The sequence below is a fragment of the Bradyrhizobium sp. Pha-3 genome (genome assembly GCF_042258325.1).
Lineage (GTDB): Bacteria > Pseudomonadota > Alphaproteobacteria > Rhizobiales > Xanthobacteraceae > Bradyrhizobium > Bradyrhizobium elkanii.
Genome location: NZ_CP170151.1, coordinates 9,003,114 through 9,027,713, shown reverse-complemented (window position 1 = coordinate 9,027,713; position 24,600 = coordinate 9,003,114). Strand labels below are relative to the sequence as shown.

Genomic DNA, 24,600 nt, shown 5'->3' with positions numbered 1-24,600 from the left:
CGTTCTCGCGCCATCTCGTAAAGGGTAGAGATTTTCTCGTTGACCGCAAGGCTAACTCATTGAAATAAAAGATTGTTTTATAATCTGATCGAGGGGGGTCGACGAATGCAAAAATTTTCCCGGCGCACGTTCGCAGTGCTGCTCGCGATCTCGACCTTGCTGCCCGGCGCGGCGCGTGCCGCCGACGCGCTGAAGGAGATCCGGATCGACTGGGCGACCTACAACCCGGTGTCGATGGTCCTGAAGCAGAAGGGCCTCCTCGAGAAGGAGTTCGCCAAGGACGGCATCAACATCGTCTGGGTGCAGTCGGCCGGCTCCAACAAGGCGCTCGAATTCCTCAACGCCGGTTCGATCGATCTCGGCTCGACCGCGGGCTCGGCCGCGCTGGTCGCGAAGATCAACGGCAACCCGATCAAGTCGATCTATGTCTATTCGCGTCCCGAATGGACCGCACTGGTCACGACCAGGGACTCCAAGATCGCTTCCGTCGCCGACCTCAAGGGCAAGCGTGTCGCGGTGACGCGTGGCACCGACCCGCACATCTTCCTGGTTCGCGCGCTGCTCGGCGCCGGCCTCACCGAAAAGGACATCACGCCGGTGCTGCTGCAGCACGCCGACGGCAAGACCGCGCTGATCCGCGGCGATGTCGACGCCTGGGCCGGCCTCGATCCGATGATGGCGCAGGCGGAGGTCGAGGACGGCGCAAAGCTGTTCTACCGCAAGGCTGAAGCCAACACCTGGGGCATCCTCAATGTGCGCGAGGAGTTCCTGAAAGCTCATCCGGATATCGTCCGCCGCGTGCTCGCGACTTACGAGGAAGCGCGGAAATATTCGCTGGCCAACTATGACGAGCTGAAGAAGACGTTCATCGCGGTGACCAAGCTGCCGGATGCCGTGGTCGACAAGCAGCTCAAGGAGCGCACCGAGCTGACCCACAGCCGGATCGGTAGCGCCCAGCGCGAATCGATCCTCGCCGCCGGCCTCGCCTTGCAGCAGGCCAGCGTGATCGACGCCAAGACCGACGTGAAGGCGGCGGTGGATGCGCTGATCGACGACCAGGTCCCGCTTCCGACCAACTAACCACCGCCGTCAAACTAACCACCGTCGTCCCGGCGAAAGCCGGGACGACGTGGATGGAGTTGGGCGGGCGCCACCTTGCAATCCCGCCGGAAGAATAGTTCTTGCTATGGCCATGACCGTTGACCTGCCCGCGCTGGAACAGACGGCCCCGCCCAGTGCGCCGGCGCGGTGGTCGCGCCATGCGCGCCCGGTGCTCGGGCTCGTGCTGCCGGTTGCGCTCGCGCTGGGCTGGGAACTCATTGTCTCTCTCGGCTACTCCAATGGCCGCCTGGTGCCGCCGCCGTCGAAGGTGTTCGAAACCATCGTGGAGCTCGCCAAGAGCGGCGAGCTGTCGCGCCATATCCTCGCGACGCTGTGGCGCGTCGGCGCGGGCTTTGCGCTCGGCGTTGTCGCCGGCACCATCATGGGTGCGATCTCCGGCTACTGGGATTTCGCCAAGCGGCTGCTTGACCCGACGGTGCAGGCCTTGCGCGCGATCCCCTCGCTCGCCTGGGTCCCGTTGTTCGTGCTCTGGCTCGGCATTTTCGAGACCTCGAAGGTCGCGCTGATCGCGGTCGGCGTGTTCTTTCCGATCTACCTCGGCGTGATGGGCGCGATCCTCTCGGTCGATCGCAAGGTGGTCGAGGTCGGCCGCGTGTTCCGCCTGTCCGGACCCGCCATGATCCGCCGCATCCTGTTGCCCGCCGTGCTGCCGGCCTATGTGGTGGCGCTGCGGGTCGGGCTTGGTTTGGGGTGGATGTTCGTGGTCGCGGCCGAACTGATCGGCGCCTCCGAAGGCCTCGGCTACCTTCTGCTCGATGGCCAGCAGCTCGGCAAGCCGGCGCAGATCCTCGCCGCGATCGTGATCTTCGCGATCCTCGGCAAGACCACCGACTGGCTGATCGAGGTTGCGGCCGCGCCGCTGCTGCGCTGGCAGGACGCGTTCGGCGCGCGGGGAGGGCAGTGATGCTGGCGCTGAAGGAAGTCGGCAAGACCTATCCGAACGGCGTCCACGCGCTGGAGCGCTTCTCGGCCGAGATTGCGCCCGGCGAGATCATCGCGATCATCGGCGGCTCCGGTTGCGGCAAGTCGACGCTGCTGCGCGCCATCGCCGGCCTCGATCGTGCCAGCACGGGCAGCGTGACGCTCGACAATGCGGTGATCACCTCGCCGCACGCCAAGATCGGGATCATCTTCCAGGAGCCGCGGCTGCTGCCCTGGCTCAGCGTCGCCGACAATATCGGCTTCGGCCTCGCCGACCTTCCGGCCGAGGCGAGGCGCGCGCGCGTCGCGGCGGCGCTCGCCCGCGTCGGCCTTGCCGACGAGGCCGCGGCCTGGCCGCGCGAACTGTCGGGCGGCCAGGCGCAGCGGGTCGCGATCGCCCGCGCGCTGGTGCCGCAGCCCGAAGTGCTGCTGCTCGACGAGCCGTTCTCGGCGCTCGATGCCTTCACGCGGCGCGATCTGCAGGATCATCTGCTCGATCTGTGGGCCGACACGCGGCCGACCCTGATCCTGGTCACCCACGACGTCGACGAGGCCGTGGTGCTGGCCGACCGCGTGCTGGTGATGCGGCCGCGGCCGGGCCGGCTGTTCGAGGAGATCACCATCAATTTGGCGCGGCCGCGTGACCGCAAATCGGAGCTGTTCGACACCTTCAAGCGCCGCGTGCTGACCGCGCTCGACCGCTCGCTCGACCGTTCGGTGCGGGACGTCGCGGACAAATCGAGCGCCGGCGAGGCGATGTGGTGGTGACATCCGCTCGTTAAGGCCTTACATCGGCATAAAGAAGAATAGCCGGGAGCAGACCCATGGACTCCGCCGAACTCCGCGCAATGCAGGCTCCGATCAAGGAGCGCTACAAGACCGACCCCCAGGCCGCCGTGATCACGCTGAAGGCCAAGGGCTCGATCGACAATGAGAGCATCGCCTGCAAGGTCGAGACCGGCCGTGCGCTCGCGATCGCCGGCCTCCACCCCGCTACAGGCGGCTCCGGGCTCGAGCTTTGCTCCGGCGACATGCTGCTGGAAGCGCTGGTCGCCTGTGCCGGCGTCACGCTGAAATCGGTTGCGACCGCCGTCGAGGTGCCGCTGAAGGTCGGCAACGTCTTCGCCGAAGGCGATCTCGATTTCCGCGGCACGCTCGGCGTCGACAAGGAGACCCCGGTCGGCTTCCGCGAGATCCGCCTGCGCTTCGAGATCGGCACCGACGCGCCGCAGGACAAGCTCGACCTCTTGCTGAAACTCACCGAGCGCTATTGCGTGGTCTATCAGACCATCAAGAATGGCCCGAAGGTGTCGGTGACGATGCAGCGGGTTTAGCGCGTCGCCCCGGCGAAAGCCGGGGCCCATACGCCGTGTCTTCTCGATTCAAGCCGCGCTGTTCGACGGCTTTCACTCCACACGAACAGTCGTGGTCATGGATCCCGGCCTTCGCCGGGATGACGCAGAATGTCCCCCGAACTCCACTTCGTCCTGATTCTCGTGCTGCGCATGGCGGTTGCGGCCGCATTCGTGGTCAGTGCGTCCATCATCACGGAGCGTTCGGGACCGGTGATCGGCGCGCTGATCGCAACCCTGCCGATCTCGGCCGGGCCGTCCTACACCTTCCTCGCGCTCGACCATGACGCCGCCTTCATCGCCGAGGGCGCGCTGGCGAGCCTGCCGGTCAACGCCGCCACGATCTATATGGGTCTGACCTACGCCGTGCTGGCGCAGCGCTTCAGCATGTGGATCAGCGCGGGCAGCGCGATCGCGGTGTGGCTGGTGCTCGCCACCATCATCCGCCAGTTCGAGTGGTCGCTCGCCGCCGGGCTGATCGTCAATGCCATCACCTTCGCGATCTGCATCCCGCTGCTCCGGCCCTATCGGCACGTCGCGAAAATGCCGTTGATCGCGCGGCGCTGGTACGACATTCCGCTGCGCGCCGCGCTGGTCGCAAGCCTGGTCGGCACCGTGGTCACGGCGTCAGGCTGGGTCGGCCCGCGCGTCACCGGCGTGATGGCGCTGTTTCCGATCGTATTCTCCTCGATGATGCTGATCCTGCATCCGCGCATCGGCGGCCCCGCAACCGCCGCCGTGCTCGCCAACAGCGCCTGGGGCCTGATGGGCTTTGGCCTCGGGGTAGCGGTGCTGCACGTCGCGGTGCTGCAATTCGGCTCGCCAATCGGCCTCTGCTGCGCGCTCGCCACCTGCATCGTCTGGAATCTGGCGCTGTGGCGGATCGGACGGAGGAAGCAGCCAGCGCAGAAAGCGTAGCATGGGTAGAGCGCAGCGAAACCCATCATGCTTCGGCATACAACAATTGATGGGTTTCGCTGCGCTCTACCCATCCTACGGCAGCGTGTATCCCTTCGGTACTGCGTAGCCTGGATGAAGCCAACGGGTCGCGCGAACGCGCGCCCGATGACGGGCTCTCCGCAATCCGGGGCGGTCGTGCGACGGAGAGCGCGTCCCCGGATTTCGCTTCGCTGCATCCGGGCTACGGATCTATTGCTTCGGCAGCTTCGCCCTTAGCGTATACAGCGCGTCCAGCGCCTCGCGCGGCGACATCTCGTCGGGGTGCAGCGCCTTCACCGCCTCGACCAGCAGATCGGCTTCGCTCGGCGGCTTGTCCTCACTGGCGGCGCGGGAGGGGACGGCGAACAGCGGCAGATCGTCGACCAAGGCGCGCGCGGTCTGGCCGCGGTCCTGGGCTTCAAGCTTTGCCAGCACCGATTTGGCGCGGGTGATCACGGCCGGCGGCAGGCCGGCGAGTTTTGCGACCTGGATGCCGTAGGAGCGGTCGGCGGAGCCGGGCAGCACCTCGTGCAGGAACACGACGTCGCCCTGCCACTCCTTGACCCGCACCGTGGCGTTGAACATCCGCCGCAGCTTGGCCGAGAGCGCCGTCAGCTCGTGATAATGCGTCGCGAACAGCGTGCGGCAGCGGTTGCTCTCATGCAGATGCTCGATCGCGGCCCAGGCGATCGACAACCCGTCGAAGGTCGCCGTGCCGCGGCCGATCTCGTCGAGGATCACCAGCGACCGCTCGCTCGCCTGGTTCAGGATCACCGCGGTCTCAACCATCTCGACCATGAAGGTCGAGCGCCCCCGCGCCAGGTCGTCGGCGGCGCCGACGCGCGAGAACAGCCGGTCGACGATGCCGAGCCGTGCCCGCGACGCCGGCACATAAGAGCCGATCTGCGCCAAGAGCGCGATCAGCGCGTTCTGGCGCAGGAAGGTCGACTTACCCGCCATGTTCGGACCGGTGATCAGCCAGAGCTGGCCGGATTTTTGTGCGGGCGCCGGCGACAGGTCGCAGGCATTGGCAATGAACGGCTGGCCATCGCGCTTCAGTGCCTGCTCGACCACCGGATGCCGTCCGCCCTCGATCGCAAAGCCGAGCGAGCCGTCGACGTCGGGCCGCACGTAATTGTCGTCGATCGCAAGTTTGGCCAATGACGTCGCAACGTCGAGCATCGCAAAGGCATGTGCGGCATTGCGCAGATCGTCGCTCGCCGCGAGCGCCATCGCGCTCAAGCGTTCGAAGATCTCGAGTTCGAGATTGAGCGCGCGCTCGCCGGCATTGGCGATCTTGGCCTCGGTCTCGCCGAGTTCCGACGTGGTGAAGCGGACCTGCCCGGCCAGCGTCTGGCGGTGGATGAAGGTCGCATTCAGCGGCGGCGCGAACAGCTTGTCGCCGTGCTGCGCGGTGACCTCGACGAAGTAGCCCAGCACATTGTTGTGCCGGATCTTCAGCGTCTTGATGCCGGTGTCCTCGGCATAGCGCGCCTGCATCGCGGCGACGACGAGGCGCGAGGCGTCGCGCAAATTGCGGCTTTCGTCGAGCGCGGCCTCATAGCCCTCGCGGACGAAGCCGCCATCGCGCTTGATCAGCGGAAGCTGCTCGGAGAGCGCGCGAGAAAATTCCTGCGCCAGATCGCGCGAGGGACGCTGCAGGGCCGCCATCACGGTGGAGACCTCGGCCGGCGGATTGGACAGCTGCGCCAGCAGCTCCAGCGCCTGGTCGGCGGCGAGGATGCCGTCGCGCAGGCTCGCGAGATCGCGCGGGCCGCCGCGGCCAACCGAGAGCCGCGCCAGCGCGCGCGACATGTCGGGCGCCGCGCGCAGCACGGTCCTGATGTCCTCGCGCGCCGCGGAATCCGCGACGAAGGCCGAGACAGCATCGAGCCGTCGCGCGATCACGGCGACATCGGTCAGCGGCGCGGCAAGGCGCTGCGCCAAGAGGCGCGAGCCCGCCGCGGTGACGGTGCAGTCGATCGCATCGAGCAGCGAGCCACGGCGTTCGCCGGACAGCGTGCGCGTCAGTTCGAGATTGGCGCGGGTCGCCGGATCGATCGCCATCGTGGTGCCGGCGGCCTCGCGCGCCGGCGGCGAAAGCGGTGGACGCTTGCCGACCTGGGTGCGGTCGATATAGGTGACCGCGGCGGCGGCGGCGGTCGCTTCCAGCCGCGACATCGCCGACAGGCCGTCCATGGTCGCGACCGCGAAATAGTCGCACAGCCGCCGCTCGGCGGTGGCGCTGTCGAACACGTCGCGGGTCAGGGGCGTCACCGACGGCAGCTCGCGCAAGGTCGGCGCCAGCTCGCTGTCGCTGTAGAGCGCATCGGTGACGATGGCCTCGTTCGGATTGATGCGCGCCAGCGTCGCCGCGAGCTCCGCGGTGGCGCACTCCGTCACCATGAATTCGGAGGTCGAGATGTCGATCCAGGCGAGCCCGAGCCGGTTGGCGCCGGCCGAGCCGCGGGCGCGCGCGATCGCGATCAGGTAGTTGTTGGTGCGGGCGTCGAGCAGCGTGTCTTCGGTCAGCGTGCCCGGCGTCACCAGCCGCACCACGCCGCGGCGGACCACGCTCTTGTTGCCGCGGGCTTTGGCCTCCGCGGGATTTTCCGTCTGCTCGCACACCGCAACACGATGTCCGGCGCCGATCAGGCGATGCAGGTAATCCTCGGAACGTTCGACCGGCACGCCGCACATCGGGATGTCCATGCCCTGATGCTTGCCGCGCTTGGTCAGCACGATGCCGAGCGCCCTGGAGGCGATCTCCGCATCCTCGAAGAACAGCTCGTAGAAATCGCCCATCCGGTAGAACAGCAGCAGGCCGGGATGGGCGGCCTTGATCTCCAGATACTGTTCCATCATCGGCGTGACGCGCGAGGGCGCCTCGGCGGCAGTGGCTTCGGGCGGAACGGGGATGGGCTGCTGAATGGTCATGAGGGCCGGGAAACTACAAAATTTCGTCGCGCGGTCCTATCCGCGGCGTCGGGGTTTTCCACCTTCTCCACGGCCCGAAATATGACGAGGCATCACGGTAATGCGTGCAGGCCGCGCAGCCACGTCAATTGACCTGTCGCGGGCACGCTCCTAAAACCGATCTCAAGTTCCAGCCGATCCAGCGCCTAAGTCGCGGCATTTAGGGAGAGATTCAATGCGTGATGTGTTCATTTGCGATGCCGTCCGGACCCCGATCGGCCGTTTCGGCGGCTCGCTCGCCAAGGTGCGCGCCGACGATCTCGCCGCGGCCCCGATCAAGGCGCTGATGGCCAAGCACCCGACGCTCAATTGGAACGAGGTCGACGAGGTGTATTTCGGCTGCGCCAACCAGGCCGGCGAAGACAACCGCAACGTCGCGCGCATGGCGCTGTTGCTCGCCGGCATGCCGGAGTCGGTTCCCGGCCAGACCCTGAACCGGCTCTGCGCCTCGGGCCTCGACGCAGTCGGCGCCGCGGGCCGCGCCATCCGCGCCGGCGAGATCGATTTCGCGATTGCGGGCGGCGTCGAGTCGATGACGCGTGCGCCGTTCGTGATGGGCAAGGCCGCGGAAGCCTTCTCGCGCTCGTCCGAGATCTACGACACCACGATCGGCTGGCGCTTCATCAATCCGCTGATGAAGGCGCAGTACGGCGTCGATGCGATGCCGGAGACCGGCGAGAACGTCGCCGAGGAATTCCAGGTGTCGCGCGCCGATCAGGACGCGATGGCGATCCGCTCGCAGCAGCGCGCGGGCGCGGCGATCGCGTCGGGCTACTTCGCCGAGGAGATCGTGCCGATCCAGGTCCCGGGTGGCAAGGCCGGCCCGATCACCGTCGACAAGGACGAACATCCGCGTCCGGAGACCACGCTGGAAGGTCTCGCCAAGCTGAAGCCGATCGTGCGCAATCCGGGCACGGTGACCGCCGGCAACGCGTCCGGCGTCAATGACGGCGCCGCCGCGATGATCCTCGCTTCCGAGCTAGCTGTGAAGAAGCACGGCCTCACGCCGCGCGCAAAAATCCTCGGCCTCGCGTCGGCCGCGGTGCCGCCGCGCATCATGGGCATCGGTCCGGTGCCGGCGACCAAGAAGCTGGTCGAGCGTCTCGGCATCAAGGTGTCGGACTTCGACCTGATCGAGCTCAACGAGGCCTTCGCCTCGCAGGGCATCGCCTGCCTGCGCCAGCTCGGCGTCAAGGAAGACGCCGATTTCGTCAATCCGCATGGCGGCGCGATCGCGCTCGGCCACCCGCTCGGCATGAGCGGCGCGCGGCTGGTCTTGACCGCCGTGCACGGCATGGAGAAGCGGGGCGGGAAGCTTGCCTTGGCAACTATGTGCGTCGGGGTCGGCCAAGGCGTTGCGGTCGCGATCGAAAAGCTGAATTGAGTCAGTGGCTTGGAAGGGCTTAAAACAGCCCTTCCCCAATTTGGTTATGCATTATAATGATCTGACGTGAGCTCACCGGGCGCGTGGGCCGCGGAGGAATTCGCCATGACCTTGTTGTACCCGCTGCAATCGCTTGCGGCCCATCCGGCGCGGCTGTCGCCGGACTATCGCTCCACCGTGAAGCGGTCGCCGCAGAAGCCGCTGATCCCGATGCGGCACACGCTCTCGGAACTGACCGGCCCGGTCTACGGTCATGAGACCGTGCGCGCGCACGACAACGATCTCACCATCCAGGCCAAGGGCGAGCCGCTCGGCGAACGCATCATCGTGCATGGTTATGTGCTGGACGAGGATGGTCGCGGCGTGCCCAACACGCTGGTCGAGCTGTGGCAGGCCAATGCCTGCGGCCGCTACATCCATGTCGTCGATCAGCACCCGGCGCCGCTCGATCCCAACTTCACCGGCGCCGGCCGGACGCAATCCGACGCCAAGGGCTACTACAAGTTCATCACCATCAAGCCCGGCGCCTATCCCTGGGGCAATCACCACAATGCCTGGCGGCCCGCGCATATCCACTTCTCGGTGTTCGGGCACTCCTTCGTCTCGCGGCTCGTCACGCAGATGTATTTCCCCGGCGATCCCCTGTTCCCGTTCGACCCGATCTTCAACTCGGTGACGGATGCGAAGGCGCGGGCGCGGATGGTCTCCTCGTTCGATCTCGAGAACACCAAGCCGGAATGGGCGCTGTGCTACCGCTTCGATATCGTGCTGCGCGGCCGCAACGCTACGCCGATGGAGACCAGGTAAGTGTCGAACCCGCGTCCTGATGGAATTACGCCCTCGCAGACCGTCGGCCCCTATTTCAAGTATGGCCTGACGCCGAACGGCGAATACGAATGGAACGACGCCTTTACCAGCAACCTGCTGACATCAGATGTGTCCGGCGAGCGCATCCGCGTCGAGGGCAAGGTCTATGACGGGGACGGCGCCGTGATCCCGGACTGCATGCTGGAGATCTGGCAGGCCGACGCGCAAGGCCGCTTCTCGGATCCGCAGGATGCGCGCGCGTTGCCGAACTCCTCGTTCAAGGGCTTTGGCCGCTGCGGCACCGACAAGAGCGGCGCCTACGCCTTCGACACCATCAAGCCGGGCGTGGTGCCGGATGCCGACGGCAAGCCGCAGGCGCCGCACATCGGGCTTGCGGTGTTCGCGCGCGGCATGCTGCTGCATCTCTACACCCGGATCTATTTCGACGACGAAGCCGGCAACGCCGCCGATTCCACGCTGGCGCTGGTGCCGGCCGATCGCCGCCCGACGCTGATCGCCAGACGCAAGGCCGGCGCGGGCAACACCTACACCTTCGACGTCCATCTCCAGGGCGGCAACGAGACGGTGTTCTTCGACGTCTAGCTGCGCGCCGCGAGCGGCGCGCAATTCCAGCATTGAAGGGACGACCGAAATCCGCTGTGCGCGTTCGCCGCAGCGGATTTCGCTTGACCATGCGTCATCGGTTATATAACATATCTGTTATATAAAAGGACGAGATCAAGCATGGCCAATCTCGACGCCGCCTTTTCCGCGCTCGCCGACCCGACCCGCCGGGCGATCCTGGCGCGCCTCGCGCTGGGCGAGGCGACAGTCATGGAGCTGGTCGAGCCGTTCGACATGACCCAGCCCGCGATTTCCCGCCATCTCAAGGTGCTCGAGGGCGCCGGCCTGATCGTGCGGCGCATCGAAGGCACCAAGCGGCCGTGCCGGCTCGCGCCGTCAGCGGTTGCCGAGATCGATCAATGGCTCGGCATGCTGCGCCGCGCGCTGGAAACCAATTACGACCGGCTGGACGGTGTGCTGGCCGCAATGAAGCCTGAGCAGTGAAGGGTATCCCCATGAGCAAGTTGACGCTGAAGACCGAAGGCGACCGCTATGTCGTCGTGACCAGGCGCTTCGTCGCGCCGCCCGAGGCGGTGTATCGCGCGCATACCAAGCCGGAGCTGTTGCAGAAATGGCTGCTCGGTCCCGACGGCTGGACCATGCCGGTCTGCATCAGCGAGGCGAAGCCCGGCGGCAGGATCCGCTACGAATGGACCGACGGCAAGGGCGGCGGCTTCCATCTGACCGGCGAATATCTCGCGCTCGAACCGTTCAGCCGCATCGTGCATGTCGAGCGCATGCATCTGCCGGATCCGACGCCGGACAATCACGTCGAGACGCGCTTCGCGCCCGACGGCGACGGCACCCTGATGACGATGCGGATGACGCTGCCGGATGCCGAAACGCGCGCGGCGATGCTTGCGACCGGCATGGAGCACGGCATGGAAGACAGCTATGCTCGGCTCGACGCCATGAGCTGAGCGTGACTGACGTGAGGGACAATGCGCGACCGTTTCCTGACGGGTCTGATTGGCTATCCGATCGCGCATTCGGCGGCGCCCGCGATGCATGAAGCGGCCGCAGCAGCGCTCGGCGTCCGCTGTCACTACCAGCTCATCGAGGTCAAGGGCGCCGGTCGCGACGAGCTGCGTGCGATGGTGGAAGGCATCCGGCGGCTCGGCTTTGCCGGCGTCAATGTCACCTTTCCCTACAAGGAGGCGGTGGTCGAGCTGCTCGACGACCTCGCGCCGGATGCGCGCGCGATCGGCGCGGTCAACACCATCGTCGCCGATGGCACGCGGCTGGTCGGGCACAACACCGACGCGTCAGGTTTTGTGCGTGCGATCGCGCCGCTGCTTGCATCAGCGCCGCGCGGCCCGATCGCGCTGATCGGTGCCGGCGGCGTCGGCAAGGCGATCGCCTTCGCGCTCGCCATCCTCGGCGTTGGTGAGCTCCGCATCTTCGACGCCGATGCCGCGAAGGTCGCGCGGCTGGCCGGCCAGTTGGCCGGCCGTCATGCGATCCGTGGTGTCGCCAGCGTCGAGGGCGCGGTCGACGGCGCGACCGGCGTCGTCAATGCAACGCCGGTCGGCATGCTGCCGAGCCGCGACACGCCGGTGCCGGATGCGCTGCTGCATCGCTCGATGTGGGTCGCCGATGCGGTCTACACGCCGCTCTGGACGCCGCTACTGACCATGGCGAAGGAAAGGGGCGCAGATGTTCTGACCGGACGCGACCTCGCGATCAATGCGTCGGCCGATGCGTTCGAGCTGTTCACGGGGCTGACGCCGCCGCACGCCGTGATGGCAAATGCGTTCGACGCGGTGATGGCCGCGCGCTACTCTGCGCCCGCCTGAAGGGCGGAGACACAAATGACAAAAATCAGGATCGGGCTGGCCGGCTGCGGTTTCGTGTCGGAGCTGCACATGGTTGCCTACCGGCGAGTCTATGGCGTCGACGTCGAGGTGAGGGCGGTCGCGGCGCGCGGCGACCATGTCAATGCGTTCGCGCGCAAGCACGCAATCCCGAATGTCTATCGCAGCTTTGCCGATCTGATCGCCGACCGCGAGCTTGACGTCATCGACATTTGCACGCCGCCGAACCTTCACGCCGGGATGATCGTCGCGGCAATGCGGGCCGGCAAGCACGTGATCTGCGAGAAGCCGTTCAGCGGTTATTTCGGCCGCGACGGCGACCAGGCGCCGATCGGAAGGCATGTGCCGAAAGCGCTGATGTACCAGCGGGTGATGGAGGAGATGGAGGTGACCCGCGCCGCGATCGAGCGAAGCGGACAACTCTTCATGTATGCCGAGGACTGGATCTACGCGCCGGCGGTGACCAAGACCGCGGAGATCATCCGCGCGACAGGCGACAAGATCCTGTTCATGAAGGGCGAGGAGAGCCATTCCGGCTCGCATGCGGCGCATGCCGCCGAGTGGGCGATGACCGGCGGCGGCTCGCTGATCCGGATGGGCTGCCATCCCTTGTCGGCGGTGCTCTATCTCAAGCAGGTCGAGGCCCGCGCGCGCGGCGAGACCATCGCGGTCGCCAGCGTCACCTGCGACGTCGGCAATGTCACCGCCGGCCTTAAATCGGAGGAGCGCGCCTACATCAAGGCCAATCCCGTCGATGTCGAGGATTGGGGCACGTTGACCGCAACCTTCTCCGACGGCACCAAGGCCACGGTGTTTTCGGGCGACATGATCATGGGCGGCGTACGCAACCTGATCGAGACCTATACGAGCGGCGGCTCGCTGTTCGCCAACATCACTCCGAACACGCATCTGATGAGCTACCAGACGAGCGAGGAGAAGCTCGCCTCGGTCTACATCACCGAAAAGGTCGATCGCAAAACCGGCTGGCAATATGTCTGCCTCGAGGAGGAATGGACCCGCGGCTACCTGCAGGAGATCCAGGACTTCATGGAATGCGTTGCGACCGGCCGGCAGCCCCTCGCCGATCTCGCGCTGGCGTATGAGACAACGAAGGTGAACTACGCCGGCTACTGGGCGGCGGATGAGGGCAGGCGGGTGGCGCTGTAGGGTGGCGGGAACAACGAGATTACGCGCATATGCTCACGCCAGACCCGTCATCCCCGCGCAAAGGCTTCGCCTTTGTCGCTGGAGGAGCGCGTAGCGCGTCTCGAAGGATGCATGGCCCGGCCGGTGGCCGTCGATCCTTCGAGACGCCCGCAAGTGCGGGCTCCTCAGGATGACGGGGATAGTTCTCCGGCGAGCCGCACAGCAAACGATCGTCCCTACGCCGCGTACACCGAGCCCTTCGGCAGCGGAAACACCGGATCCTGCGTGCGGATATTCGTCGGCCACACCACGGTGATGCGCTCGCCGGCGTTCTGCATCACGACAGGGGTCGAGCGCTCGTTCTGGCCGGACAGCGGCGTGCCCGGCGGATAGAACTTCACGCCATAGCCCTGGATGGTGCCGCCTGCTGGGATGTCGACGTCGAGCGCCGCCTTGCGGATCGCCTCCGGATCGAAGCCGCCATATTTCTCCTTGGCGACCGGCAGCACATTGTTGAGCAAAATCCAGGTCTGGTTGAAGCCCATCGAGCAGTGCGGCGGCACTTCGGTCGCATTGGTCTTCTCGCGGTAGCGCGCGACCATGGTCTTGGTGAGGTCGCCGACGCCGGGCGCGAGCTTGGCCGGATCGAGCAGCTGCGCCGGCACGGGATCGATGTTGCAGAAATTGTCGATGTCGGCGCCGAAGGTCGCGCGCAGCTTGTCGAGCTGGCTGTAGCCGGCGCCGGCGCCGAACAGCATCTTGAACTTCAGCCCGCTCTCGCGCGCCTGGCGCAGGAACAGCGTGATGTCGGGATTGTAGCCGGCATGCGAGATCACGTCGGCCTTGGCGCGCTTCAGCTTGGTGACCAGCACCGAGAGATCGGGCGCGGACGCCGAATAGCCCTCCTTCAGCACCACCTGCAGCCCGACCTCCTTGGCGAAGGCCTCGTCGGCGGCGGCGACGCCGACGCCATAGGGCCCGTCCTCATGGATCAGCGCCACCTTGACGTCCTTCGGCTCCATGCCGAGCTTGGCCTTGGCGTGCTCGTTGATGAAGCTCGCGAAGGCCTGGCCGTACTGGTCGGAATGGATCTGCGCGCGGAACACGTATTGCAGGTTCTTGTCCTTGAACACGGCGGTCGAGACCGCGGTCGTGATCCACAGGATCCGCTTCTGCTGCTCGACCTTGGCGGCGAGCGGCACCGCGTGCGAGCTCGCGAACACGCCGTTGAGGATGTCGACCTTCTCCTGGTCGATCAGGCGATTGGCCTCGTTGATCGCGACATCGGGCTTGCTCTGGGAGTCGACGTTGACCGGCGCGATCTTGTACTTGCCGCCGACGCCGCCCTTCTCGTTGACGAGGTCGATCGCGATCTGGGTGCCGATCGAGGAGGCGACCGAGCCGCCGGCGGCGAACGGGCCGGTCAGGTCGTAGATCACACCGATCCGGACCGTTTCGGCCTGCGCCTGTGCCCGTGTCCAATCGAAGCTGAAAGCAGCGGCGGCAGCCGCTGAAGTCTTCAGCAGCGTCCTGCGTGAAGTCGGCATCGCGTCCTCCCCTGAAACCGTCAGTTGTGTGACGGGTCTTGCTTGTTTTCGCGGAGTATTGGGAGGCGAGGTCGGAAAGTCAACGCGGCTTGCGGCTGCGGCGTCTTGCGCTTTGGGAGGGAGTGTCATCTCTATCACCGTCACCCTGAGGAGGCCGCAAAGCGGCCGTCTCGAAGGACGACGGCCCAACTGCGGCCGTGCATCCTTCGAGGCTCGCTCCGCTCGCGCCTCAGGATGACGGGTCGAAAAGTCCGGTACGAGCGCTGGAACGACGGAGGAGAATCTACTCCATCACCGCGGCATGGTCCGACGGCGCGGACTGCGAGCGCAGCGTGGCCTTGGTCGAGCCGATCATCAGCGCGAGCGGGATCGAGACCAGGATGAACAGCATCACCAGCTGGTAGTCGTGCGAGAACGCGATGATCTGCGACTGCGCCGCCACCATCTTGTCGGCCATTGCGCGGCCGGCGTCGGTGTTGAGGTTGATCATGCCTGACACGTCGGGCATCTGCAGCGCGTGGTTGAACGGATTGATCTGCTCCGACAGCTTTGCGTAGATCCGCCGTCCGCCTTCCGTCAGCTGCGCGATCACGATCGAGATGCCGACCGAGCTTGCGACGTTGCGCAGCAGCGTCAGCATCGAGGTGCCGTCGGTGCGCAGATGGTTGGGCAGCGACATGAACGCCACCGTCGACAGCGGCACGAACACGAGGCCGAAGCCAAAGCCCTGAACGACGCTGACGACGATGATCTCGTTGGCCTGCGTCATGTCGGTCCAGCCGGTCATCTGGAACAGCGAGGCCGCGGTCAGCGCCAGGCCGGAGATGATCAGCGTGCGTGCCTCGATGTAGCGCATCATGCGGCCGACCAGCATCATCGCGACGAAGGTGCCGGCGCCGCGGGTCGCCAACAACAGGCCCGCGGTGATGATCGGGTAGCCGACCACGTTCTGCAGGTAAGGCGAGGACAGCGCCATGGTCGAATACAGCACGAGGCCCATGACAGTCATGAACACGCAGCCGCCGAGGAAGTTCTTGTCCTTGAACAGCGCGAACTGGATGAACGGCCGGCTGGTCGTCAGCGAATGGGCGAAGAAATAGTAGAAGCCGACCGCGGAGACGATGAATTCGATCATGATCTCGTTGGATTCCAGCCAGCCGAGCTGCTCGCCGCGGTCGAGCGCGAGCTGCAGCGAACCGATCGCGACCGCGAGCGCGCCGAAGCCGAACCAGTCGAAGCGCAGGTTGAGGTCCTGCTTGGTCTCGTCCATGAACACCGCCAGCCCGAGCACGGTGATCGCGCCGAACGGCAGGTTGACGAAGAACACCCAGTGCCAGGAATAGGTCTCGGTCAGCCAGGCGCCGAGCGAGGGCCCCATGATCGGGCCCATCATCACGCCCATGCCCCAGATCGACATCGCTTTCGCACGCTCATGCAGCGCGTAGGAGTCGAGCATCACCGCCTGCGACAGCGGCACCAGCGCCGCGCCGAACACGCCCTGCAGCAGGCGGAACAGCACCATCTGGTTGATGTCCTGCGCCAGGCCGCAGAACACCGAGGCGACGGTGAAGCCGGCCGAGCAGATGATGAAGATGCGCTTCCGGCCATAGCGGTTGGCGATCCAGCCGACCGGCGCGGTCATGATCGCGGCCGCGACGATGTAGGAGGTCAGCACCCAGTTGATCTGGTCCTGCGAGGCCGACAGCGAGCCCTGCATATAGGGCAGCGCGACGTTGGCGATCGTGGTGTCGAGCGCCTGCATGATCGTCGCGGTCATCGCGCAGATCGTCACCATGTTCCGGCGCATGCCGGGCACGGCTGATGGTGACGGTGCATTCATTCAGGTCAGTCCTGTTCGAGCGTTGGAGTCACCTCTCCCGCTTGCGGGGGAGGTCGGCGCGTGGCGCCGGGTGGGGGCTCTCTCCACAACATGACTCGTGGAGAAAGCCCCACCCCGGCCCTCCCCCGCAAGCGGGAGAGGGGGCGCACTGTTATCGCGGCCGCCGGTTCGGCCTCATCTCACCTATTCTACTCGTGGTCCGGGTGCGCCGAGGCCGGCGCCAGCCCGAGCAGGCCGGCCAGCGTGCGGCGGTGGTTGGTGTCGATCGTCGCGTAGACGCTCATGCCGGCCTTCAGCTTCTTCACGAACGGATCGTTCTCGTCGAAGTAGATCCGCACGGGGACGCGCTGCACCACCTTGACGAAATTGCCGGTCGCGTTCTGCGGCGGCAGGATCGCGAACTGCGCGCCGGTGCCGGGCGACAGCGAGCCGACCTTGCCCTTGAACCGATGGTTCGGGAACGCGTCGACATCGAGCTCAACCGGCTGGCCGACCGCGACATAGGTGAAGTCGCTTTCCTTCGGATTGGCGTCGACCCAGGGATGGTCGACATCGATGATCGAGAACACCGGCGAGCCGGCGGCGACGAAGCGGCCGAGCTGGATCTGGTCGACCTGGGTCGCGACTCCGTCCATCGGCGCGCGCAGCACGGTGTGGTCGAGATTGCGCTGGGCGTCGTCGAGCTTGGCCTTGGCCTGGGCGTAGGGCGGGAACTGCTCGATCGGCAGGTCGATATCGCCGAGCAGTTGCGTCTTGTCCTTGGAGATCTGCTGCCTGATGTATTGCGCGAGACTCTCGGCCGTCACTTGCGCATTCGCCGCGTTGTCGAGATCGAGCTGCGAGCCGAAATTCTGCTTGGCCAGCGTCGACTTGCGTTCGACGTCGCGCTTCTTCAATTCGATGCTCTGCTGGGCGAATTCCAGCATCCTGCCGTTGATCTTGATGTTGTCGACCAGGTTGTCATAGGTGGTCCTGGTCTGGTCGAGCGCGGCCTTGGCCTGCGCCACCGCGAGGCGGAACGGCACCGGATCGATCTCGAACAGCTCGTCGCCCTTCCTGACGTGCTGGCCTTCCTTCACGACGATCTTGTCGATCTTGCCGGAGATTTCCGGCGTGATCAGCACCTTCTGCGCGCCGACATAGGCGTCGTCGGTGCCGACATAGCGGCCGCCATTGAGATAGAACACGATGCCGCCGATCGCAGCGAGCGTCGGCAGCACGACGAGCAGCAGCACCCGGCGATAGCGCCGCAGGCCGGCCATCAGGCGACGGCGCGGCGCGCGGCTTGCCTTGCCCGACGGGATGGGCTCGCCCGGATTGCTCTTCTGCTCGGGGGCCAGCTTGAGGACGGGTTCAGCCATAGCGCTGTTCCTTTCGGGAGGGCTCGCCGGCTGGGGTTTGGACGGCATTGCGAACGTTTTCCTTGATCGATTCCAATTGGGTGAGCAGGCGATACGCGTCAGCGGGGCTGATGCCCTCGAGCGCGGTCGCGGTGAGTTCGGAGCGGAGGCCGGCGAGCTTGCCGAGCAGCGGGCGCGCGGCCTTCTTCAGATAGAGGCGGTTGACGCGGCGGTCGTTCTCGTCGCTGCGGCGTTCGATCCAGCCATTGTCGCAGAGCTTGTCGATCAGCCGCGTCAGCGTGATCGGCTGCACCTCGAGCAGCTCGGCGAGCTCGGTCTGCTTCAACCCCTCCTGGCGTTCCACCTTGGACAGCACGGCCCATTGCGCGCGGGTGATGCCGTAGCGCGCGGCCTCCTTGTCGGCGTAGACCCGGATCAGCCGGAACACTTCGCCCAGCGTAAACAAGAAATCGGTGTCCACCGAACCGCGCATCGATCCTGTCTCCATAAGCTTGGATATAATAAGCTTGCTTATGATTTCTGCATGCCGGGTTGACGCGAGGCTGCCCCGCATTGCGGACATGGCTGCAACGCCGGCGACGGATCGGGGTTGGGGGCCGGGCTTTGGGAACGGGCGCGCAAATGCTACATATCGGGGCAATGAGCCTGGCCAAGCCGACATTTCCTGCCCCCGACCACGATCACGGCCGCTGCGCCGCGGACGCGATGGCGCATGCCGAGCAGGTGTGTGCGCGCCGCGGCCAGAAATTCACCCCGATCCGCCGTCAGGTGCTGCAGGCGCTGCTGTCGAGCCATCGCCCGCTCGGCGCCTATGAGGTGATCGACGAGCTGGCCAAGACGATGCCGCGGCCGGCACCGATTACCGTCTACCGTGCGCTCGACTTCCTGATGGAGAACGGCCTCGTCCACCGCATCGAGAGCCGCAACGCCTTCCTCGCCTGCGCGCATGACCATGACGAGACCTCGATGGTGGCGTTCCTGATCTGCGACCATTGCGGCTCGGTCGGCGAGATCCCGGCCGCTCCCGTCGCGCAAAGCCTGACCGCGGCGGCGCGGGCCTCGGGGTTCATCCCGAAACTCTCCGTCGTCGAAATCGCCGGCACCTGCGCGCATTGCCAGAAGACGTAGATGGCGCGATGGTTTTAGCTAACTCGCACTGCTTTCAAGCTACCTCGCCCCGCTTGCGGGGAGAGGTCGAAATTCGCGGTAGCGAATTTCGGGTGAGGGGGACTCTCCGCACGCTCGGCTCTATCGAATTTGCGGCGACGGCCCCTCACCCCAACCCTCTCCCCGCAAGAGCGGGGCGAGGGAGCCCAACCGGCAATTAACAACACGGCACCAAGCCGGCCCGCGAGGAAACATGTCGACCCAAGCGATCTCCGCCAGCGTCACGAGGCCCGTCAGCGTCGGACACGGGCTGCCGCCCGGCGCCATCGCCGTGATGCTGATGCTGTGCGTGAGCTGGGGCTTCAACCAGCTTGCGGTGAAACTCGCGCTGCCCGACGTGCCGCCGATGTTGCAGGCGTTGATCCGCTCCGCCGGCGCGCTGCCGGTGATGCTGATCGTCGGCCACCTGCGCGGCGTCAAATTCTTCGAGCGCGACGGCACGCTCGTGCCCGGCATCATCGCCGGGCTGATGTTCGGCTGCGAGTTCGTGCTGATCTTCACCGGCCTCGTCTTCACCTCGGCCTCGCGTGCGTCGGTGTTCCTCTACACCGCGCCGTTCTTCGTCGCGCTCGGCTCGCACCAGTTCCTCGGCGAGCGTCTCTCGACCGTGCAGTGGAGCGGGCTTGCGCTGAGCTTTGCCGGCGTCGCGCTCGCGATCGGCGTGCCGCAGCCCAACGTCGATGCCAAGGTGCTGCTCGGCGACCTCATGGTGGTCGGTGGCGGCGCGCTGTGGGCGGCAACCACGCTGGTCGCCAAGGGCACGGGCTTGCGCAAGGCCGCGCCGGAAAAGGCGCTCGGCTACCAGGTCGCGATCTCGATTCCGATCCTCGGCCTCGCCGCCTGGATCGCGGGCGAGCGCATCGAGCATGTGCCGAGCGCGCTGTCGATCTCGCTGCTCGCCTATCAGGCGGTCTGGGTGGTGGGCTGCACGTTTGTCATCTGGTTTGCGATGGTGAAAACCTACTCCGCGAGCAAGCTGTCGGCCTTCACCTTCGTCACGCCGCTGTTCGGCGTCGTCGCGGCCTATTTCATCATGCACGACACGCTGACGGCGGTGTTCGGCGTCGCTGCGCTGCTGGTGATCGCCGGACTCTATCTCGTCAACAAGCCCGACCCGAAGGTGACGCCGGACCCGAACGTGCCTGCGTGAGAGCGCGGCACGCGACCACATCATCGGCGGCGAATGAGGCCGCTTGATGCGGTGTTGATCTACATCAACACTGCCACCGATACTCCGTGAACCCTCCCATGGGAGGAAGGCCGTGGAGGCGCGCTGATGCCAATCGATGCCACCGATGCAATTGAAGCCGGTATTCGCTCCGCGTTCACCGCATACTCCAAGGAGGATGATCCGGATTGGCGGAGCGCGTGCTGGATCAAGCCGGATGAGTGCTCCCACCTCGCACGGAGCATCCTGAAAGAATTGGCGGCCCGAGGCCTTGAGATCGTCAAGAAGCCGGCTTGATCGCCCGCGCCACCGGGCCGCTGCGACAAAAGCTGACGCCTTAGTGGCAGGTGTCCTCTCGTAAGCGCGCCAAACATTCAGCGTCGTCCTGGCGAAAGCCAGGACCCATTACCCCAAATGTCGATTGTCGCGCGATGCCGGGGCCGCTTTCCCGTTGACAAGCCAATTCGGTGGTTGATGGTGTGGACGGCCCCCTACGGCATCAGTGTGCCAGAATGAGGTTGTCTAGATCTCATACATGGGAGCCGTCCGTGAACCAGATTATCCGCATTGGGATTGATACGTCGAAGTATATTTTTGTGCTGCATGGGGTTGATGCGGCGGAGCAGGTGGTGCTGCGCAAGAAGCTGTCGCGCAAACAGGTGCTGGAGTTCTTCGCCAAATTGCCGCCGACCGTGATCGGGATGGAGGCCTGCGGGGCTTCGCAACATTGGGCGCGGGAGCTTTCCAAGCTCGGTCACGAAGTGAAGCTGATGGCACCGCAATTGGTTAAACCCTACGTGATGCGGAACAAGAATGACGGGCGGGATGCAGAAGGTCTGTGTGAAGCGATGAGCCGGCGGAGCATGCGCTTCGTGCCGGTGAAGACGGCCGAGCAGCAGGCTGCGCTGATGCTGATGGGTGTCCGCGACGGATTGATCGTCCGGCGCACCCAGCTGACCAATACGATCCGCGGCCATGCGGCGGAGTATGGCCTGATCGCACCCAAAGGACTGGACGCGATCGAGCCACTGCTGGCGCGGATTGCGCAGGACGAGACGCTTCCCACCCTGGCGCGCGAGCTGTTTGTGGTGCTGGGCCGGGAGCGCGCCAGGCTCGAGGGTGAGTTGAAGGCGGTTGAGGCCAAGCTGATGGCTTGGCACCGCGGCGATGCCACGGGCCGGCGCCTGGCTGAGATCCCCTCGGTCGGTCCGATCGTTGCAACCGCGCTGGTGATGAAGACACCTGATCCGCACGCGTTCCGTTCTGGTCGTCATTTTGCGGCCTGGCTGGGATTGACACCCAAGGACCACTCTACCGCCGGCAGGACCAGGCTTGGCAAGATCACGCGGGCGGGCGATGAGGACCTGCGCCGTCTGCTGGTCATCGGGGCCACAGCGGTGATCCAGCAGGCCAGGCGGGGACGCGGTCATCACTCGCGCTGGCTGCTGGCCCTGATCCAGCGCAAGCCGCCGAAGCTTGCGGCCGTGGCGCTTGCCAACAAAGTAGCCCGTATCGCCTGGAAGTTGATGGCGACGGGCGAGAGTTACGAGGCGGCACGGATCAAGCCCATGACAGCCGCCGCCTAATCGATTGGCCGGCCGGCGGGCTCGCTCGTCAGCCGACCCGGAGCTGCAAGAGCAGATGGAGCGATCGATCGAGCAACGATGCGAGACAGTCCGCAGGACCCATCGGCCGTCAAAAGGCCGCGTGGTTGTTTGGAACTCGCATCGCGCAAACCATCTTGGCCAGCGATCCATTCGATCGCACCCAACAGGCCGGACATATGGATGCCAGCGATCCGATCTCACCAAACAGCTCTTGTGCCACGGGGGCCGTCCACATATGGGTCCTGGCCTTCGCCAGGACGACGGAGGAGGCATCACGCCTCCGTCCACTAACCCCTCTCGATCGGCAGGGACTCATCCTTCGCCCATTCACCCATCGAACCATCGTAGAGCGTGAGATTGTCGTAGCCGAGCCGATGCAGCTGGAACAGGTCGATGGTCGCGGAGATGCCGCCGCCGCAATAGGCGACGACGCGCTTGTCCTTGGTGATGCCTTGCGCAGCAAACGTCGCTTTGGCCTCCTCAAGCGGCACGAACGTCTTGTGCTTCGGATCGATCAAGGTCGCCGCCGGCACGCTGACGCTGCCGGGGATGCGGCCGGGCCGGCCGTAACGGCTCGGCTCCAGTCCCTTGTAGAATTGCGGGCCGAGCGCGTTGACGATGACGGTGTCGCCCTCCGTGGTCGCGGCGAGCACGTCATGCTTGTCGACGAACATGCCGTCCTTCGGCCGTGCCGGAAACGTCGCCGGCGGATAGCCGCCGGCAAGTCCGGTCTCGATGTCGCGTCCTTCGGCGGTCCATTTGTCGATGCCGCCGTCGAGCACCGCGGCACCCTCGAAGCCGAGCGAGCGCAGCATCCACCAGAACCGCGTCGCCCACATTGCGGTGCCGATCGAATAGAGCACGACGCGGCTGCCCGCCGAGATGCCGTGGCGGCCGAACGCGGCTTCGAGCTGCGCTGTCGGTGGCATCATGAAGCGCAGCTCGGTACGGGCCTCGGAGAATTCGGCCTGCAAATCCAGGAAATTCGCGCCCGGGATGTGGCCGGCCTCGAACGTCTGGCGGCCCGAGACGACGATATAGGGAACGTTGCTGCCGGCGAGGGCCGGCTCCAGATAGGTCGTGCAGTCGAACAGGCGAAGGTCCGGCCGGTTCAGGATCTCGGCAAGTTCCGCCGTGGTGATCAGTTCGCTGTGGCCGGCCATTTCACGTCCTCCCGGAATGATCTTAAGGCAATGCTAAGATGCGCCAGATCACATGAAAAGCTGTCACTTTGCCCTTTGATTCACCCCAATCCGGTCCAATATAGCTGATCATGCAGGACGCCGCTGCATGGCTTGCGTTTGGCCTCAATCGGCGCCATAAGCTGTTGAATTCACTCCCAAACACGATCGTTTGGCCCGCCGCGCGCGAGGCCCATCGCCCCCTTGGTGAATGTCACCAAAACCTGATATTCGAGACGCCATGAACAAGCCCGAGATTTTGCCGCAAGACGACGTCGCCGGTCCCGCGCCGCGGCACCAAACCACGCAGGTCATGGTCGGCAACGTCGCCGTCGGCGGCGGTGCGCCGATCGTCGTGCAGTCGATGACCAACACCGACACCGCCGATGTCGACGGCACCATCGCCCAGGTCGCCGCGCTCTCCCGCGCCGGCTCCGAGATGGTGCGCATCACCGTCGACCGCGAGGAAGCCGCCGCTGCGGTGCCGCACATCCGTGACGGCCTGCGCAAGCACGGCATCACCACGCCGCTGATCGGCGACTTCCACTACATCGGCCACAAGCTGCTCGCCGAATATCCTGATTGCGCCGAGGCGCTCGACAAGTACCGCATCAATCCCGGCAATGTCGGCTTCAAGAACAAGCGCGATACGCAGTTCGCCGACATCATCGAGATCGCCAACAAGAACAACAAGCCGGTGCGCATCGGCGCCAATTGGGGCTCGCTCGACCAGGAGCTGCTCACCAAGCTGATGGACGAGAACACGGCGTCTGCGAATCCGCGCGATGCCCGCGCGGTGACCCGCGAGGCGATGGTGCAGTCGGCGCTGCTGTCGGCGGCGCGCGCGCAAGAGCTCGGCATGCCGAAGAACCGGATCATCCTGTCGGCGAAGGTCTCCGCCGTGCAGGACCTGATCGCGGTCTATCAGGAAGTCGTGCGCCGCTCGGATTATGCGATCCATCTCGGCCTCACCGAGGCCGGCATGGGCTCGAAGGGCATCGTGGCCTCCTCGGCCGCGCTCGGCATCCTGCTGCAGCAGGGCATCGGCGACACCATCCGCATCTCGCTGACGCCGGAGCCCGGCGGCGACCGCACGCTGGAAGTGCAGGTCGCGCAGGAATTGCTGCAGACCATGGGCTTCCGCACCTTCGTGCCGCTGGTTGCGGCCTGCCCGGGCTGCGGCCGCACCACCTCGACCACGTTCCAGGAGCTGGCGCGCTCGATCCAGGATTTCATCCGCGACGAGATGCCGGCCTGGAAGACCAAGTATCCGGGCGTCGAGCAGCTCAACGTCGCGGTGATGGGCTGCATCGTCAACGGCCCCGGCGAATCCAAGCACGCCAATATCGGCATCTCGCTGCCCGGCACCGGCGAAGCACCGGCCGCGCCTGTCTTCGTCGACGGCAAGAAGTTCCGCACCCTGCGCGGCCCGGGCATCGCCGCCGACTTCAAGGCACTGGTGATCGACTATATCGACCAGCGCTACGGCAACGGCGCCAAGCTGCCGGAGCAGGCCGGCGCCGCGGAGTAGTTTCACTCCGCGCGTGATCCACACCCAAATGTCGTCCCGGCGAAAGCCGGGACCCTTAACCACAGGCCGTGGTTGTGGCACGAGATGCGGGTTACCAGCCTTCGCTAAACCCG

23 protein-coding genes are annotated in these 24,600 nt (G+C 65.7%); 17 read left to right on the top strand and 6 right to left on the bottom strand.

The features are described from left to right. Positions 1–105: 105 nt before the first annotated feature. The 5 genes from ACE10X_RS43105 (at position 106) to ACE10X_RS43085 (ending at position 4,313) form a co-directional block, all read left to right on the top strand. Complete coding sequence (locus ACE10X_RS43105) at positions 106–1,080, top strand: aliphatic sulfonate ABC transporter substrate-binding protein (protein ID WP_038387637.1); 975 nt, start codon at positions 106–108, stop codon at positions 1,078–1,080. A gap of 112 nt (positions 1,081–1,192) precedes the next feature. Then, positions 1,193–2,026 carry an ABC transporter permease gene (locus tag ACE10X_RS43100; RefSeq protein ID WP_375764658.1) on the top strand — a complete coding sequence of 278 codons (834 nt, stop codon included), beginning with the start codon at positions 1,193–1,195 and terminating at the stop codon, positions 2,024–2,026. Then, positions 2,026–2,811 (top strand): ABC transporter ATP-binding protein, encoded by a 786-nt coding sequence (locus ACE10X_RS43095; protein WP_038387636.1) that lies wholly within the window; start codon positions 2,026–2,028, stop codon positions 2,809–2,811. Before ACE10X_RS43100 ends, ACE10X_RS43095 begins: the two co-directional genes overlap by 1 nt. A gap of 56 nt (positions 2,812–2,867) precedes the next feature. Next, positions 2,868–3,377: an OsmC family protein gene (locus tag ACE10X_RS43090; protein WP_038387635.1), complete on the top strand. Its 510-nt coding sequence runs from the start codon at positions 2,868–2,870 to the stop codon at positions 3,375–3,377. Positions 3,378–3,506: 129 nt separating this feature from the next. Next, positions 3,507–4,313 (top strand): hypothetical protein, encoded by an 807-nt coding sequence (locus ACE10X_RS43085; protein ID WP_038387634.1) that lies wholly within the window; start codon positions 3,507–3,509, stop codon positions 4,311–4,313. A gap of 231 nt (positions 4,314–4,544) precedes the next feature. On the opposite strand, the gene mutS is transcribed toward ACE10X_RS43085, so the two are convergent. Next, the gene (gene mutS / locus ACE10X_RS43080) at positions 4,545–7,271 is read right to left on the bottom strand and encodes a DNA mismatch repair protein MutS (RefSeq protein WP_038387633.1); all 2,727 of its coding nucleotides are present in this window, start codon (positions 7,269–7,271) and stop codon (positions 4,545–4,547) included. A 214-nt stretch (positions 7,272–7,485) separates the two neighbouring features. Here mutS and pcaF point away from each other — a divergent pair, with 214 nt between their 5' ends. From pcaF to ACE10X_RS43045, 7 genes are all read left to right on the top strand, one after another. Continuing rightward, positions 7,486–8,694, top strand: coding sequence for a 3-oxoadipyl-CoA thiolase (gene pcaF / locus ACE10X_RS43075; RefSeq protein WP_038387632.1), 1,209 nt, complete (start codon positions 7,486–7,488; stop codon positions 8,692–8,694). A 105-nt stretch (positions 8,695–8,799) separates the two neighbouring features. Further along, on the top strand, positions 8,800–9,501 hold the full coding sequence (gene pcaH / locus ACE10X_RS43070; RefSeq protein ID WP_038387650.1) for a protocatechuate 3,4-dioxygenase subunit beta: 702 nt from the start codon (positions 8,800–8,802) through the stop codon (positions 9,499–9,501). Beyond that, complete coding sequence (gene pcaG, locus ACE10X_RS43065) at positions 9,502–10,104, top strand: protocatechuate 3,4-dioxygenase subunit alpha (RefSeq protein ID WP_038387631.1); 603 nt, start codon at positions 9,502–9,504, stop codon at positions 10,102–10,104. It begins immediately after the preceding gene. Between the two features lie 141 nt (positions 10,105–10,245). After that, positions 10,246–10,569 (top strand): helix-turn-helix transcriptional regulator, encoded by a 324-nt coding sequence (locus ACE10X_RS43060; protein ID WP_028344906.1) that lies wholly within the window; start codon positions 10,246–10,248, stop codon positions 10,567–10,569. A gap of 11 nt (positions 10,570–10,580) precedes the next feature. Next, positions 10,581–11,045, top strand: coding sequence for an SRPBCC domain-containing protein (locus tag ACE10X_RS43055; RefSeq protein ID WP_038387630.1), 465 nt, complete (start codon positions 10,581–10,583; stop codon positions 11,043–11,045). 21 nt (positions 11,046–11,066) lie between these two features. Then, positions 11,067–11,921 carry a shikimate dehydrogenase gene (locus tag ACE10X_RS43050; protein ID WP_038387629.1) on the top strand — a complete coding sequence of 285 codons (855 nt, stop codon included), beginning with the start codon at positions 11,067–11,069 and terminating at the stop codon, positions 11,919–11,921. Between the two features lie 15 nt (positions 11,922–11,936). Beyond that, a complete protein-coding gene (locus ACE10X_RS43045; protein ID WP_038387628.1) occupies positions 11,937–13,106 on the top strand; it encodes a Gfo/Idh/MocA family protein in 1,170 nt (389 codons plus the stop codon). A 215-nt stretch (positions 13,107–13,321) separates the two neighbouring features. Here the strand turns inward: ACE10X_RS43045 and ACE10X_RS43040 are convergent, their stop codons facing one another. The 4 genes from ACE10X_RS43040 to ACE10X_RS43025 all read right to left on the bottom strand — a co-directional run bounded on the left by ACE10X_RS43040 (position 13,322) and on the right by ACE10X_RS43025 (position 18,320). Continuing rightward, positions 13,322–14,632 (bottom strand): ABC transporter substrate-binding protein, encoded by a 1,311-nt coding sequence (locus ACE10X_RS43040; protein ID WP_304557359.1) that lies wholly within the window; start codon positions 14,630–14,632, stop codon positions 13,322–13,324. 283 nt (positions 14,633–14,915) lie between these two features. Next, positions 14,916–16,472 (bottom strand): MDR family MFS transporter, encoded by a 1,557-nt coding sequence (locus tag ACE10X_RS43035; protein WP_038387626.1) that lies wholly within the window; start codon positions 16,470–16,472, stop codon positions 14,916–14,918. A gap of 188 nt (positions 16,473–16,660) precedes the next feature. Continuing rightward, positions 16,661–17,833: an HlyD family secretion protein gene (locus tag ACE10X_RS43030; protein ID WP_038387625.1), complete on the bottom strand. Its 1,173-nt coding sequence runs from the start codon at positions 17,831–17,833 to the stop codon at positions 16,661–16,663. Continuing rightward, positions 17,826–18,320 (bottom strand): MarR family winged helix-turn-helix transcriptional regulator, encoded by a 495-nt coding sequence (locus ACE10X_RS43025; RefSeq protein WP_038387624.1) that lies wholly within the window; start codon positions 18,318–18,320, stop codon positions 17,826–17,828. Before ACE10X_RS43025 ends, ACE10X_RS43030 begins: the two co-directional genes overlap by 8 nt. Positions 18,321–18,472: 152 nt before the next feature. On the opposite strand from ACE10X_RS43025, the gene ACE10X_RS43020 reads away from it, so the two are divergent. The 4 genes from ACE10X_RS43020 (at position 18,473) to ACE10X_RS43005 (ending at position 21,754) form a co-directional block, all read left to right on the top strand. Then, on the top strand, positions 18,473–18,961 hold the full coding sequence (locus ACE10X_RS43020; protein WP_026191999.1) for a Fur family transcriptional regulator: 489 nt from the start codon (positions 18,473–18,475) through the stop codon (positions 18,959–18,961). A gap of 232 nt (positions 18,962–19,193) precedes the next feature. Further along, complete coding sequence (locus tag ACE10X_RS43015; protein ID WP_018269207.1) at positions 19,194–20,150, top strand: DMT family transporter; 957 nt, start codon at positions 19,194–19,196, stop codon at positions 20,148–20,150. 126 nt (positions 20,151–20,276) lie between these two features. After that, complete coding sequence (locus ACE10X_RS43010; protein ID WP_038387623.1) at positions 20,277–20,465, top strand: hypothetical protein; 189 nt, start codon at positions 20,277–20,279, stop codon at positions 20,463–20,465. 251 nt (positions 20,466–20,716) lie between these two features. After that, positions 20,717–21,754, top strand: coding sequence for an IS110 family transposase (locus tag ACE10X_RS43005; RefSeq protein ID WP_038388997.1), 1,038 nt, complete (start codon positions 20,717–20,719; stop codon positions 21,752–21,754). Between the two features lie 308 nt (positions 21,755–22,062). Here the strand turns inward: ACE10X_RS43005 and ACE10X_RS43000 are convergent, their stop codons facing one another. Further along, entirely contained in the window at positions 22,063–22,938 is an 876-nt protein-coding gene (locus ACE10X_RS43000; protein WP_375763849.1) for a sulfurtransferase, read from the bottom strand. Between the two features lie 259 nt (positions 22,939–23,197). Here ACE10X_RS43000 and ispG point away from each other — a divergent pair, with 259 nt between their 5' ends. Next, positions 23,198–24,487, top strand: coding sequence for a flavodoxin-dependent (E)-4-hydroxy-3-methylbut-2-enyl-diphosphate synthase (gene ispG, locus ACE10X_RS42995; RefSeq protein ID WP_038387092.1), 1,290 nt, complete (start codon positions 23,198–23,200; stop codon positions 24,485–24,487). Positions 24,488–24,600 lie beyond the last annotated feature (113 nt).

Bases quoted from the DNA above. Each gene is read 5' to 3' on its own strand.
- ACE10X_RS43105 (WP_038387637.1), top strand. From the start codon at position 106: ATGCAAAAATTTTCCCGGCGCACGTTCGCAGTGCTGCTCGCGATCTCG.
- ACE10X_RS43100 (WP_375764658.1), top strand. From the start codon at position 1,193: ATGACCGTTGACCTGCCCGCGCTGGAACAGACGGCCCCGCCCAGTGCG.
- ACE10X_RS43095 (WP_038387636.1), top strand. From the start codon at position 2,026: ATGCTGGCGCTGAAGGAAGTCGGCAAGACCTATCCGAACGGCGTCCAC.
- ACE10X_RS43090 (WP_038387635.1), top strand. From the start codon at position 2,868: ATGGACTCCGCCGAACTCCGCGCAATGCAGGCTCCGATCAAGGAGCGC.
- ACE10X_RS43085 (WP_038387634.1), top strand. From the start codon at position 3,507: ATGTCCCCCGAACTCCACTTCGTCCTGATTCTCGTGCTGCGCATGGCG.
- mutS (WP_038387633.1), bottom strand. From the start codon at position 7,271: ATGACCATTCAGCAGCCCATCCCCGTTCCGCCCGAAGCCACTGCCGCC.
- pcaF (WP_038387632.1), top strand. From the start codon at position 7,486: ATGCGTGATGTGTTCATTTGCGATGCCGTCCGGACCCCGATCGGCCGT.
- pcaH (WP_038387650.1), top strand. From the start codon at position 8,800: ATGACCTTGTTGTACCCGCTGCAATCGCTTGCGGCCCATCCGGCGCGG.
- ACE10X_RS43060 (WP_028344906.1), top strand. From the start codon at position 10,246: ATGGCCAATCTCGACGCCGCCTTTTCCGCGCTCGCCGACCCGACCCGC.
- ACE10X_RS43055 (WP_038387630.1), top strand. From the start codon at position 10,581: ATGAGCAAGTTGACGCTGAAGACCGAAGGCGACCGCTATGTCGTCGTG.
- ACE10X_RS43050 (WP_038387629.1), top strand. From the start codon at position 11,067: ATGCGCGACCGTTTCCTGACGGGTCTGATTGGCTATCCGATCGCGCAT.
- ACE10X_RS43045 (WP_038387628.1), top strand. From the start codon at position 11,937: ATGACAAAAATCAGGATCGGGCTGGCCGGCTGCGGTTTCGTGTCGGAG.
- ACE10X_RS43040 (WP_304557359.1), bottom strand. From the start codon at position 14,632: ATGCCGACTTCACGCAGGACGCTGCTGAAGACTTCAGCGGCTGCCGCC.
- ACE10X_RS43035 (WP_038387626.1), bottom strand. From the start codon at position 16,472: ATGAATGCACCGTCACCATCAGCCGTGCCCGGCATGCGCCGGAACATG.
- ACE10X_RS43030 (WP_038387625.1), bottom strand. From the start codon at position 17,833: ATGGCTGAACCCGTCCTCAAGCTGGCCCCCGAGCAGAAGAGCAATCCG.
- ACE10X_RS43025 (WP_038387624.1), bottom strand. From the start codon at position 18,320: ATGGAGACAGGATCGATGCGCGGTTCGGTGGACACCGATTTCTTGTTT.
- ACE10X_RS43020 (WP_026191999.1), top strand. From the start codon at position 18,473: ATGAGCCTGGCCAAGCCGACATTTCCTGCCCCCGACCACGATCACGGC.
- ACE10X_RS43015 (WP_018269207.1), top strand. From the start codon at position 19,194: ATGTCGACCCAAGCGATCTCCGCCAGCGTCACGAGGCCCGTCAGCGTC.
- ACE10X_RS43010 (WP_038387623.1), top strand. From the start codon at position 20,277: ATGCCAATCGATGCCACCGATGCAATTGAAGCCGGTATTCGCTCCGCG.
- ACE10X_RS43000 (WP_375763849.1), bottom strand. From the start codon at position 22,938: ATGGCCGGCCACAGCGAACTGATCACCACGGCGGAACTTGCCGAGATC.
- ispG (WP_038387092.1), top strand. From the start codon at position 23,198: ATGAACAAGCCCGAGATTTTGCCGCAAGACGACGTCGCCGGTCCCGCG.